The sequence below is a fragment of the Telluria sp. ZB4P36 genome (assembly GCF_059685865.1).
Genome location: NZ_JCASIE010000002.1, coordinates 522,109 through 534,698, shown reverse-complemented (window position 1 = coordinate 534,698; position 12,590 = coordinate 522,109). Strand labels below are relative to the sequence as shown.

The 12,590-nt window shown below is 56.5% G+C and carries 7 protein-coding genes; 3 read left to right on the top strand and 4 right to left on the bottom strand.

What is annotated here, in order from left to right:
* Nucleotides 1-195 precede the first annotated feature (195 nt).
* Nucleotides 196-2,280, top strand: coding sequence for an ATP-dependent helicase (locus AC56LK_RS05055; RefSeq protein WP_497183470.1), 2,085 nt, complete (start codon nucleotides 196-198; stop codon nucleotides 2,278-2,280).
* A gap of 455 nt (nucleotides 2,281-2,735) precedes the next feature.
* Here the strand turns inward: AC56LK_RS05055 and AC56LK_RS05050 are convergent, their stop codons facing one another.
* Complete coding sequence (locus AC56LK_RS05050) at nucleotides 2,736-3,899, bottom strand: GNAT family N-acetyltransferase (protein ID WP_497183469.1); 1,164 nt, start codon at nucleotides 3,897-3,899, stop codon at nucleotides 2,736-2,738.
* Between the two features lie 673 nt (nucleotides 3,900-4,572).
* On the opposite strand from AC56LK_RS05050, the gene AC56LK_RS05045 reads away from it, so the two are divergent.
* Together AC56LK_RS05045 and AC56LK_RS05040 are read left to right on the top strand one after the other, a co-directional pair.
* On the top strand, nucleotides 4,573-5,724 hold the full coding sequence (locus AC56LK_RS05045; protein WP_497183468.1) for a glycosyltransferase family 4 protein: 1,152 nt from the start codon (nucleotides 4,573-4,575) through the stop codon (nucleotides 5,722-5,724).
* A gap of 32 nt (nucleotides 5,725-5,756) precedes the next feature.
* A complete protein-coding gene (locus AC56LK_RS05040) occupies nucleotides 5,757-6,572 on the top strand; it encodes a WecB/TagA/CpsF family glycosyltransferase (protein WP_497183467.1) in 816 nt (271 codons plus the stop codon).
* Between the two features lie 48 nt (nucleotides 6,573-6,620).
* On the opposite strand, the gene AC56LK_RS05035 is transcribed toward AC56LK_RS05040, so the two are convergent.
* The 3 genes from AC56LK_RS05035 to AC56LK_RS05025 all read right to left on the bottom strand — a co-directional run bounded on the left by AC56LK_RS05035 (nucleotide 6,621) and on the right by AC56LK_RS05025 (nucleotide 12,581).
* Nucleotides 6,621-8,267 carry a right-handed parallel beta-helix repeat-containing protein gene (locus tag AC56LK_RS05035; RefSeq protein WP_497183466.1) on the bottom strand — a complete coding sequence of 549 codons (1,647 nt, stop codon included), beginning with the start codon at nucleotides 8,265-8,267 and terminating at the stop codon, nucleotides 6,621-6,623.
* Nucleotides 8,268-8,523: 256 nt separating this feature from the next.
* The gene (locus AC56LK_RS05030; protein ID WP_497183465.1) at nucleotides 8,524-10,605 is read right to left on the bottom strand and encodes a right-handed parallel beta-helix repeat-containing protein; all 2,082 of its coding nucleotides are present in this window, start codon (nucleotides 10,603-10,605) and stop codon (nucleotides 8,524-8,526) included.
* Between the two features lie 1,130 nt (nucleotides 10,606-11,735).
* Nucleotides 11,736-12,581, bottom strand: coding sequence for a CPBP family intramembrane glutamic endopeptidase (locus AC56LK_RS05025; protein WP_497183464.1), 846 nt, complete (start codon nucleotides 12,579-12,581; stop codon nucleotides 11,736-11,738).
* Nucleotides 12,582-12,590 lie beyond the last annotated feature (9 nt).

The window sequence follows — 12,590 nt, the reverse complement described above, 5'->3', positions numbered from 1 at the left end:
TATTCACAGAGTTTGTGGATATCCGGAAAACTTTTTAAATATTAACTACTTAGCACGCATTTCGCATGTATTCCATGACCTGATGCCCAGCAATAGGCGGCTGTGAATCGCGTGCGCACTTGACTGTGGAATTCTTTCGACTTGCGCATTAGAACTGGATAAATGTACAGTACGGCATTTCCAAAGATCTAAGCCATGTCAGCCTCCCTCGACCAGCCCGCTACCGACGATCCCTTCGCCGGCCTGAATGCCGAACAGCGTGCCGCGGTCGAGCACGACATCGGCGCCGCCGGCGTGCGGCCGCTGCTGGTCGTGGCCGGTGCGGGTTCGGGCAAGACCAACACCTTGGCGCACCGGGTCGCCCGCCTGATCGGGACCGGGGCCGATCCGCAGCGTATCCTGCTGCTGACCTTTTCGCGGCGTGCAGCCGGGGAAATGAGCCAGCGCGCCAGCGGCGTGCTGCAGCGCCTGCTGGGAAAATCCGGTTCGCAGGGAACGGTGACCTTGCCCTGGGCCGGCACCTTCCACGCGATCGGCGCACGCCTGCTGCGTGAATACGCGGGCCGCATCGGCCTGGACGAGTCCTTCACCATCCATGACCGCGGCGATTCCGAAGACCTGATGGGACTGGTGCGCCACGAGATCGGCCTGTCGAATACGGAGAAGCGCTTTCCCCTGAAGGGTACCTGCCTGTCGATCTATTCGCGGGTGGTGAACAGCCGCGCACCGCTCGAGGAAGTGCTGCAGTCTACCTTCCCCTGGTGCAGCGAGTGGGAAGGACAGTTGAAGACCCTGTTCGGCGCCTACGTCGACGCCAAGCAGGAGCAGAACGTGCTCGACTACGACGACCTGCTGCTGTTCTGGGCCGAGATGGCGGCCGACCCGGAGCTGGGGCCGGAGATTGGCGCCCGCTTCGACCACGTGCTGGTCGACGAATACCAGGACACCAACCGCCTGCAGGCGGCCATCATCACCGGCATGAAGCCGGACGGCGCCGGCGTGATGGTGGTGGGCGACGATGCCCAGTCGATCTATGCCTTCCGCGGCGCGACGGTGCGCAACATCCTCGATTTCCCGAAGCAGTTCTCGCAGCCCGCCGCGCTCATCACGCTGGAGCGCAATTACCGCTCGACCCAGCCCATCCTCGACGCTTCGAATGCGATGATTGCCGGTGCGCGCGAGCGTCATGCGAAGACGCTGTGGACCGACAAGGTGTCCAGCCTCAAGCCGCAACTGGTCCTGATCCCGGACGAAGCCGAACAGGCGCGCTGGGTCTGCAATCGCATTCTCGAACACCGCGAAGCGGGCATCACGCTGAAGTCGCAGGCGGTGCTGTTCCGCGCGGCCAGCCACAGCGCCGCGCTGGAACTGGAGCTGATGCGCCGCAACATCCCCTTCGTGAAGTTCGGCGGCCTCAAGTTCCTCGAGGCCGCCCACATCAAGGATGTGCTGGCAGTTCTGCGCTTCGCCCAGAACCCGAACGGCCGCATGGCGGGCTTCCGCGTGGCCCAGCTGATTCCGGGCATCGGTCCGGCCACCGCCACCCGCCTGCTGGACGCGGTGGGCGAGGCAACCGACCCGGCGGCCGCGGTGGAAGCCTTCGCTCCGCCGGCCAGGAGCAGCGCCGACTGGGCCGCCTTCAGCGCCCTGTACCGGCGCCTGCGGACGCCGGGGCTGCGCTGGCCGGCCGACATCGAGCTGGTCAAGCAATGGTATCTGCCGCACCTGGAGCGCATGGTCGACGACGCCACGGTGCGCGTGGCCGACGTCGAACAGTTGACTGCACTGGCGGGCGGCCACGCGACGCGTGAAAGCTTCCTGGCCGAGATCACGCTCGACCCGCCGGAAGCGACCAGCGACCGCGCCGGCCCGCCGCTGCTGGACGAGGACTATGTGATCCTGTCGACCATCCATTCGAGCAAGGGACAGGAGTGGAAGTCGGTGCACGTGCTGAACGTGGTGGACGGCTGCATTCCCTCGGACATGAGTACCGGGAGCCAGGACGACATCGAGGAAGAGCGGCGCCTGCTCTACGTGGCGATGACGCGCGCCCGCGAGCACCTGCACCTGGTGCTGCCGAACCGCTTCTTCATCAAGCAGCAGGCACAGATGGGCGACCGCCACGTTTATGCGGCGCGCACCCGCTTCATCACGCCGGCCATGCTCAAGCTTTTCGAGGAAGTAGCCTGGCTCAATGCCGATATCCGAGAGGTTCGCAGACCGGTTCCAGAGACCGTCCGGATGCTGGTACGCGAGCGGTCGAAAAACGCGTGGAAATAGCAGGAGATGCCGACATCTAGAGGACTTCTCCCCGGCAAGAAGGTTTTGTAGGATTTCGCCGCATATTTTTACATGCTCTAACGTAGTCCATATTTAAGTCATTGATTTATATGGAAGTTTTCTATTGCCTTCTTAATGGGCAATTTGTTGAAAGCCGCATTCTTACTACACTTGCAGCTTGTCAAGTAGTGCTTATCCACAAAGTTATCCACTTTTCTTGTGGATAGTTAAAAGGCTTTGAAAAATCAGTAACTTGCAGACACTTGTCCAGTGCAGTCTGGTGACGCCGCTGAAGAACTTGCATTTAATGCAATTTCATCGGTGGAGTGCCATTCCGGCGGCGTCCTCTTCTTGCCATACCATTGCTATCCATTCAGCATCGCCAAACTCGACAGTCCCATTTTGTCTGACTTGAAAGACGTCAGGATGCCGGTTCCTGTCCATGCAATCCCATATCAGCCTACCGACGCTCTGACATAGGTAGAGCGTTTAATTCTCCGCAAGGTTTTTATGAATCCGCGTGCAGCCCACGGTAGCGCCCCGCGTCGGTGCTCGCAATTCAACAGGTATATCTTGAACTGTTGAATGCCGGATTGTGCGGCATTTCTGGTCACTACAAAAAAATTCCGGACATAATGGCCGCGTGTTCGATAAATGTCGAGGTTCGCCATGTCATGTTGAACACCGGACAGTTTATACTTATACAGATTACGGCCCCAGCAGAAATGCGCTTTCCGTGCTCCGCGCAGAATGATTTCCTTAACGGTCAGGTAACAGCAGAGGGTTCCCAGTCCGTATCTCGCGAACCTGGCATCGTATGCCAACACGTGCACGAAGTAGTTGTCGCAAAGACGCAGGCTCAAGGTGCCTCCACACATCCTATTCTCGAGAATCGCTACTGTCAGCAAGCCTCCCGCCTTCACCCGCTCTACCAGCCATTCTGTCTCTGCTTGTGTCATGCCGAACTTCAGTCGCCTCTCTTCAAAATTCGCTTTTTTCAGTTCGACCAGTTCATATATATCCTGCTGCGTGATGTCATGGTCTTCATAGGTCTTGAACTGCAAGTCGGGGTGATCCCGCGAAATTGCCTTGAAGTGGCGTTTTAAGGAGTAACGCGTACTCGGGCTGAGGCTGGACAGATACGCATCCTCTGTTCGCGGCAAATTAACGACAATATCTTCGGAATGTCCGTGTTGCTGGTGAGGAAGCGAAAGAGGCCCGATTTGTTTTCCGATGAGTGAAAAGCTAATCAACGATACCGACGGGCAGCGTTCAAACATATATCTCGTAAAGCGCTCAATCTCTTCGCGGTCGATCTCGATCAATTCATTGAGAACGCTGATCCTGTTTTTGTCACGCTTAAGCAGTAGGATCGCCACTGCTTGGGCTCCCCGCCGCGCAACGTACACACTCGCATCCTTCGCTCGTCGTCGGAATTCAAAGTGACTCATGGAGGAAATCAGATGTTGATACAAATGGTCGAGCTCCGCTTCCACAAACTGTGGTAAGGATTCAAAATATGAAATGGTGATGTCGGAGCCGGGTCCAGGTGCGCACGGCGGGTGGTTTGGACGATCGACAGACGCGTCAGCGATAAGCGAACTATCAGTGTTCTGCATCCAATCCTCCCTAAAGGCCATATTGCAATCAAAGCGTCGGTATCAATAGCATCCTCATCCCTGGACCTGCGATCCGATCTGAGGGGGGCGCCAATATGAGCTTAACTGTTTGTATAAACTGTGCATAAAATTTTCCGCGAGTTTGATCCGGATCAAATCTCTTGCGTTCTCTCGTTCATTCTTCCACGTGATCGGCTTTCCCTCGCTTCCGATTGCGGTCAAATGCCTAGAATGCATGAGTTATCTTTGATCTGTATCAAAGGTCGGATTCCTATAGCGTATCTATCTGACTTTTATCAGTTGTGCTATGAGTGAACTTAATTTCATCCAAATTTGAGTTTCCTGTGGGAAGCATTCGTGCGGTAGTAGCTTTTTGATCTATATCAAGCTGTTCGGCTCGCTTTCTTCTACGATTGACCCATCTCATTTCAAATCGTGATAAAGCTCAAGCAAGAGCTTCTCCTCCAGTAATTTGCTCGGTTGTAAATAGAGTTCGGCATAGCGAGTGTGTCAGCATCGCTCCACGCCGAACATCTATCTGTGCTCAGAAGAATGGGTGTTTCTTGCTCGATCACGATGGCGCATTTATCGACCATGCCAGCCATGTTTGTTCCGTGGATGTCACTGCGTGTGTCGTCGAAGTTCCTCCAGTATGGCTGCCTCGTGTGGACTCATGAGAATCTTGTTTATCCACAATTCATATCAGCGTTTCGGAGGCGAGGACGCGGTCGTCCAGGCTGAAATCGCGCTATTGCGTCTCAACGGGAACGTGGTGCATTTGTACAGCCGGAGCAATAGCGAACTTCATCATCTGCGGGCGGTGACGGCGGGTATGTCGGCAGTGTGGTCGAGACGTGCGGCCGCCGATATCGACGAGATATGCGAGGAATTCAAGCCTGATGTACTACACGTCCACAATACATTTCTCGTTATATCGCCGTCAATTTATTGGGTAGCGGCGAAAAGGCAAATCGCACTGGTGCAGACACTGCACAATTTTAGGCTGTTATGTCCGCAAGGGACATTCCTGAGGAATGATACGGTATGTGAGGACTGCCTGAACAAGAAGCTGTGGCGCCCAGTGATCAGAAAATGCTACCGGGGCAGTGCATTGCAGTCGTCGATGCTGGCCGGCCTGCTGACCGTGCATGCATGTCTTGGCACCTACCAGAACAAAGTGACGCGTTACATTGTGTTGAGCGCGTTCTCGCGGGCCCGGTTTGTCGCGGGAGGGCTGCCAGCGGCAAAATTTCGCATCAAGCCGAATTTTGTCGACAGTGAGCCCCATCCGCAATGGAAAAACCGGAACGGCGGACTATTTGTCGGAAGACTCTCGAAAGAGAAAGGTATCGAGACCTTGCTCGAGGCTATTCGCATCGCCAATAACAGGGGAATACGTGTTATCGGTGACGGCCCCTATGAGCGTGATCTTGCATCGTGCCTGGGCAAGCAATATTTAGGCTTCCTGCCGGCAGATCAAGTCAGGAAAGAGATGCATGCATCGGCGTTTCTTGTATTGCCGAGTATCGGTCACGAACAGATGCCGATGACAGTGCTTGAGGCATTTGCGTGCGGCTTGCCGGTTATTGCAAGCCGTCGTGGAGCGCTTGCGGAAATTGTCGAGGATGGCGTTACCGGCATGCTGACCGTGCCGGGAGATGCCTTCGACCTGGCCGAAAAAATCCGTTGGGCAGAAAGCCATCCTGCGAGCATGGAAGCAATGGGGCGTGCAGCCCGCTGCGACTACGAGGCTAAGTACACCGGAGGGAAGAACTACCAGATCCTGATGGATATCTACAAAGACGCAATTGCAGCTGTGCATTAAGAATAGCCATGTTGCAGACAAAGGGGGCCGGTATGACGATGCGACTTCAGCTACGTGCGGAAAAAGATGTTTTACGAAAAGGCGGAATGGTTCTCGGTACCTGGATTGATGCCCTGGCGTGGGACGAAGCAATAGAGACAGTCATTCGTTGGGGCTCTACCTGTAACTCACGGTATATCTGTGTCTGCAATGTACATTCCGTGGTGACGACCAAACGCGATCCCGTGTTCAAGCGTGCCTTAAGTGGGGCTGACATGGCAACCTGCGATGGCGAGCCGGTGGCATGGGCACTGCGGCATCTGGGATTTCCTGGGCAGGAGCGGATTGCAGGTCCAGACCTGATGGCACGATATCTACGGCGGGCCGAGCCGCTGGGCCAACGGGTGTATTTATATGGGAGCACTGAGGCCACGCTGTCGAAATTGCAGACCTGGCTGATGCGTGAGTTCCCTGGAATCGTTCTGACAGGAATGCACTCTCCACCGTTCGAACCGTCGTCGCCGACTGAGGACGCGGCAGAGGTGGCAGCGATTAACCTTGCCGAACCGAATGTGGTGTTTGTCAGCCTTGGATGTCCAAAGCAGGAAAAATGGATGGCCGAGCACCGGGGGCGCGTGAATGCGCTCATGATTGGCGTCGGAGCGGCATTCGACTACCATTCCGGAACACTGGCGCGTGCTCCGCTATGGCTCCAGCATCACGGTCTGGAGTGGCTCTACCGTCTTGGCTGCGAACCGCGAAGGCTCATGCGGCGCTACCTCGTCACAAACAGCCTGTTTGTTCTCGGAATCGCGCGGCAACTTCTTCACACCAAGTTGATCAAAGAGAGAAGATTGTCGAATCGATAAGAAAAGGTCGGCGGGGTCCTGCGCTTGCGGCGCGTCGCTGCCTGGCCTTTAGTCTCCGCGTGGCCCAGAGATCGTCAGGGATCGTGCGTCCTGGCCCGACCACAGTTTCCATGCCGAATAGCTGTGGGTGATACCGGCCGAACGGCCATCCCAGGTACGGGCAAAGGTGTCGACGCTGTAGCTGGTGTAGGCATTGGCGTCGAACCTGGCAAAGGTCTTCAGGTTGGTGCCCGCTTCGAGGTTATACGTCTGCTCGGTACCGACCGTCTTGAAGATGTTGTTGGTCACGGTGTTGTTGCGGATCGTGCCACGGTGCTGGGCGAAGACCAGATGAGTGATCCCGCTGCCATTGAAGGTGTTGTTGGTGATGACGTTGTCGAACGCATCGTGCAGGAACATGCCACGGGTATTATTGGTGACAGTGTTGCGGTTGACCGTCACACCATTGGCAAAGTCGTCCAGGTAGATGCCCATACCTTCGGTGCCTTTGACGTTGCTCACGGTGTTGCCTTCAATCTTCAAGCTCAACGGAAGCTGGTCACGCGCACCGGTATAAATGCCGCCGCAGTCGGTCAGGCGGATGCATGCCGAGTCAACCACGCTGTTCAGCACCGAAGTACGACGATTGTGCAGCACGCTGATCCCGTGATAGGACGAGTTCGTCACACGCACGTTCTCGATACGGTTATCCTGGCCGTCACCGAAGAAGATGCCTGCATCCGATGGCGATGGCAGGTTCACCATGCCGGTGTTGCTGATGGTCGAATTGGTCACGACTGCGTTGGTGATCCAGTACCAGCCATCGATACCGCTGTTACGTGAATTCGTCACGGTGCTGCTGTCTACCGTCAGGTACTTGGCGCCGCTGGCCCAGATGCCGTCGTGCTCGCTGTTGACGACGTCGGTGTTCAGTACTTTCAGGTTTGACGAATCGCGGGCGCTGATGCCGTCGTAGGACGAGAAGACCTTGACACCGTTGATCGTCACGCCAGTCGAATTATCGGCATTGATACCGTTGGCCTTGGGGGAAGCCCAGACCTTGCCTTCCGGGCTGAGGCCATCGGCGGCCCAGACATACAGGCGGCCGTTCTGCACTGCCCATTCGCCTGCGCTGTCGAGCATCCAGAGCTTGCCTTCGACATAGAATGGCTTGCTGGTGCTGACACTGTTAGTCGACAGCACCTGCTTCTTGACGACCGACTGATTTTCCAGCCACACCAGGTTCGCGCCGGCCAGGTCGCTGTTCGGAATCGAACCGGTGCTGGTTGCCCACGGTTGGTTAGGCCAGTGTGCCATGGCCACCGGTGCACCCGAGATCGAGACCTGCTCAGGGGTGAAACTGATCGGGGCGGAGTAGATATTGCCCGAGGACTTGGTCCAGCCAGTGATCGGCTTGCCGGCCGTGATGGTGGCCTTGCCACAAGTGCCGGCGGTTGTGACGGTTACGTTGGACTTGCCATTCAGTTGCAGCGGACCCTGGTAGGTCTTGCCGCACTCGAGCGCCACCGTCGCACCGTTGGCGATCGTGCCCGGCAGTGCCAGCAGGCCCGGCGCTGGTTCCTGCGCTGCGGTTGCGGCAGTGGCCACAGCCATCTTTGTGCATAACGCGTACACCCGTGCCTTGCCGCGGTGTCGGGAAAGCGGTGCCAACGGAGCGCTAGGCCTTTCAGAGGAAAAATGGGCAATCCGGTTCACGCGAGGGCCTCATGTGTTACCGCTCAAGCCGTTCTACGTCGTATTCTAAGCGTCTGCCATGCTTTTGCGCGGCACGAACGATGGCGTAAGATAAAAAAAGGAGATCATGATTGATCTCCTGGGTTGAACCAATTCATCAGAGCACTCAGGGACTGTAAGACTAGACAGCGCGGAACAGGCAAGCGCCGCAGTCATTTACATCTTCATGCGACGCGCAATTCCGTCGGCGTGATGCCGACGGAATTGCGCGTATCCCTTACTGCCTGCCGTTCATGGTCGAGGTACTGTCCTGGCCCGACCACAGTTTCCATGCCGAATAGCTGTGGGTGACACCGGCCGAACGGCCATCCCAGCTACGGGCAAAGGTGTTGACGCTGTAGCTGGTGTAGACATTGGCGTCGAACCTGGCAAAGGTCTTCAGGTTGGTGCCGGCTTCGAGGTTATACGTCTGCTCGGTACCGACCGTCTTGAAGATGTTGTTGGTCACGGTGTTGTTGCGGATCGTGCCACTGTGCTGGGCGAAGACCAGATGAGTGATCCCGCTGCCATTGAAGGTGTTGTTGGTGATGACGTTGTCGAACGCATCGTGCAGGAACATGCCACGGGTATTATTGGTGACAGTGTTGCGGTTGACCGTCACACCATTGGCAAAGTCGTCCAGGTAGATGCCCATACCTTCGGTGCCTTTGACGTTGCTCACGGTGTTGCCTTCAATCTTCAAGCTCAACGGAAGCTGGTCACGCGCACCGGTATAAATGCCGCCGCAGTCGGTCAGGCGGATGCATGCCGAGTCAACCACGCTGTTCAGCACCGAAGTACGACGATTGTGCAGCACGCTGATCCCGTGATAGGACGAGTTCGTCACACGCACGTTCTCGATACGGTTATCCTGGCCGTCACCGAAGAAGATGCCTGCATCCGATGGCGATGGCAGGTTCACCATGCCGGTGTTGCTGATGGTCGAATTGGTCACGACTGCGTTGGTGATCCAGTACCAGCCATCGATACCGCTGTTACGTGAATTCGTCACGGTGCTGCTGTCTACCGTCAGGTACTTGGCGCCGCTGGCCCAGATGCCGTCGTGCTCGCTGTTGACGACGTCGGTGTTCAGTACTTTCAGGTTTGACGAATCGCGGGCGCTGATGCCGTCGTAGGACGAGAAGACCTTGACACCGTTGATCGTCACGCCAGTCGAATTATCGGCATTGATACCGTTGGCCTTGGGGGAAGCCCAGACCTTGCCTTCCGGGCTGAGGCCATCGGCGGCCCAGACATACAGGCGGCCGTTCTGCACTGCCCATTCGCCTGCGCTGTCGAGCATCCAGAGCTTGCCTTCGACATAGAATGGCTTGCTGGTGCTGACACTGTTAGTCGACAGCACCTGCTTCTTGACGACCGACTGATTTTCCAGCCACACCAGGTTCGCGCCGGCCAGGTCGCTGTTCGGAATCGAACCGGTGCTGGTTGCCCACGGTTGGTTAGGCCAGTGTGCCATGGCCACCGGTGCACCCGAGATCGAGACCTGCTCAGGGGTGAAACTGATCGGGGCGGAGTAGATATTGCCCGAGGACTTGGTCCAGCCAGTGATCGGCTTGCCGGCCGTGATGGTGGCCTTGCCACAAGTGCCGGCGGTTGTGACGGTTACGTTGGACTTGCCATTCAGTTGCAGCGGACCCTGGTAGGTCTTGCCGCACTCGAGCGCCACCGTCGCACCGTTGGCGATCGTGCCCGGCAGTGCCAGCAGGCCGCTCGACGGGACCGATGTGGTCGGCGTGCTCGGCGCAGTCGTGGTAGGAGGCGTTCCAGCAGAAACTGCGCAGGACTTCTGGACACCAGGGGCTGGATCACCGAAGACGGAGTTCGCGCAAAGTACTGGACCGGTGACGGTTTTGAACACGTATTTTGTAGGCGCGCCATAGCGCACTTGCTTGCTCCCGCTGAACGAACAGGTTTGCCATTCGTTTGCACAGTGGGTCAGGGTCGATTCCGTCGGGGTCGGGGCCGGTGCCGGCGCCGGGGCCGGCGCCGGTGCCGTGGTCGTCGTATTCGCGATTGCACAGGTCTTGCCGATGCCCGGGGCAGGATCGCCGAACACGGCGTTCGAGCAAGCTACAGGGCCAGTGACCGTTTTGTAAACATACTTCGTAGGTGCGCCATAACGCACTTGCTTGCTGCCGGTAAACGAGCAGGTTTGGCTCTCATAGGCACACTGGGTGTAGGTCGTGGTTTGCGCAACTGCCGGGGCGCTACCACCAGCGAAGAGGCCGGACATCAGTGCCGCCCCAACGAAGAGGCGGGGCAGTTGGATACCAATCTGTAAAGCTTTAATTTGTTGCATTTAAAATCCTAAAACATGATAACTATTGCAAAGCGCTATCAGAAACTGCAAAAAGTTTCCTATAGTCAAGAAATGCCGCGTACAAAGCGAAACCTGTCGGCGTTCTTGACCGAAGGTGGACTAATGAAGTTGAGGGAAGTCCAGCTGAGCGCAGCTGTTGTCAGGCACGGTCCTTACCTTGATTTCTCCCTGTCACCTAGTGGATGGGGGGAATTGGCCGTGCTGTGGTCTCTATGTCAAATTGCTTAAAAGATACATTAAATGTTTCCTCCCGTTTTCATGGAAATGTGCAGCGTTTGAGCATGCCCAAGTTCAATTAGTTCCGGCCGTAAAGGAAAAAAAATTCGACGTGGCAATGGCCTTAAATGAATATCAATGGTATGCCATTCATGGCAACACAATTCTTGGCAATATTCCTCATTTCAATGAATAATGACAATCACAGACCTTTATAGATATATGTCCTCAGGAGAAATATTTCCGTCTTGGTATGCTTACCCCGGCTGCTTGATCGATCGTCGATATTGCGGGGCTCGTAGCTGCGGGCGCAATAGGACCTGATTTCCTGGCGGATAATCGCGACGATGAGATGCAGTGGTGCTATAGGTAGCAGTTGCTAAATGCGTTATGCACTTAGAATCTATAGTTCATTGAACATGCGGACTGAGATTGAATGGCTGACAATTGCGTGCGCGGTATAGGCCGACAAGCTCGAGTCTGAGGTGAAAATGTGCTTGAGCACGCCTCAGTTTTTCCGCATGGGCTGGTCCGAGCAAGGGAGCGCAGGGAGGCGGTGGACCGGTACCCGCGTGATCCTGTAGCGGGCTAACGTGAAGACCGTCGGCTTCGGTCGGGGCCTGACAGGCCTTCCATGCGTAACCGGTTCCTGGACGGCGTTGCATCTTTCATTTTCTCAAATTGGCACGCCCCTTCGAGTCCAATAACATGAGGCCGGACATAAGCACGTCCATAAGCGAGAGAACTGATATTTCATCGCTTAGCGAACCTGGCATCCGACGCAACGGCCGTGGGTATGATCGAGTGCCCATGGCTTCTACCTGATCTTGTGCACGACAAGTACGTTAATCAAACCCCTACCCGCCATCCTCGCAAACGTGCGGAGCTACCGCCTACCCATTGTCTGAGGTGTCAGCCCGCCGTTCGGGACAGCGAGCTCGACGATGCAGGTAAGCATGCCCCTCGAGGCCGATGCAGGCGGCGGCCGCTGTCCCGACCACCATGAAGGACCAGAACCAGGCGCCCCACGTGAGCACGGGTCCGTCGGCAACAATTCGCAGCAAGGATGCACGATTGGGGTCACCCGCTCCCAGCACGCTGTGCAATGTGATGTTCATACCTGCGTGCAGGCCAATCGCCGACCACAGTGTCCCGGTCCGTAGGAAACCGAGGCAAAAGATCACTGAGCACAGACTCGTGATCGCTACGGTCTTGAGCAAGGCAAGACCGTGCATACCCGGGAAGTGAAACAGGCCGAAAGCAAGCGAAACGATTACCACCCCAGCCACTCGCCCGTAGGCACAGCGCAGGCGCAGCAAGGGGTAACCCCGAAATGCGAGCTCCTCTGTGATCGATCCGAACAGGTAGACGATAAGTGACAAGGCCAGCCCGGTCACTGTCAAGGTTCCGGCTTCAATGTGGAAAGGCATCAAGCCGCGCAGCAATAGGCACCAGAGCAAGATAATGACAGCAGCCACTAAGGCCCAGCCGCATAACATACCCATGTTTCTCGCGTTGATAGCTAGATCGAGCATGCCTCGCGCTTCACCGTCGCGACGGATAAACAACCAAGTCAGGAGGAACATTAGCGAGGCGCCTAGAACCTTGCAGATCGCTGGTTCCACGCGATCGAACCTGTGCGCCATCGGAACAAAGCTGGGCCCGATGCCGATTACGGTAAAGGCCGCTGCGATGAACAGCAACAACAGCAGTATTGGCTTGAACTGTAATGCTCTCATTTTTGGAGA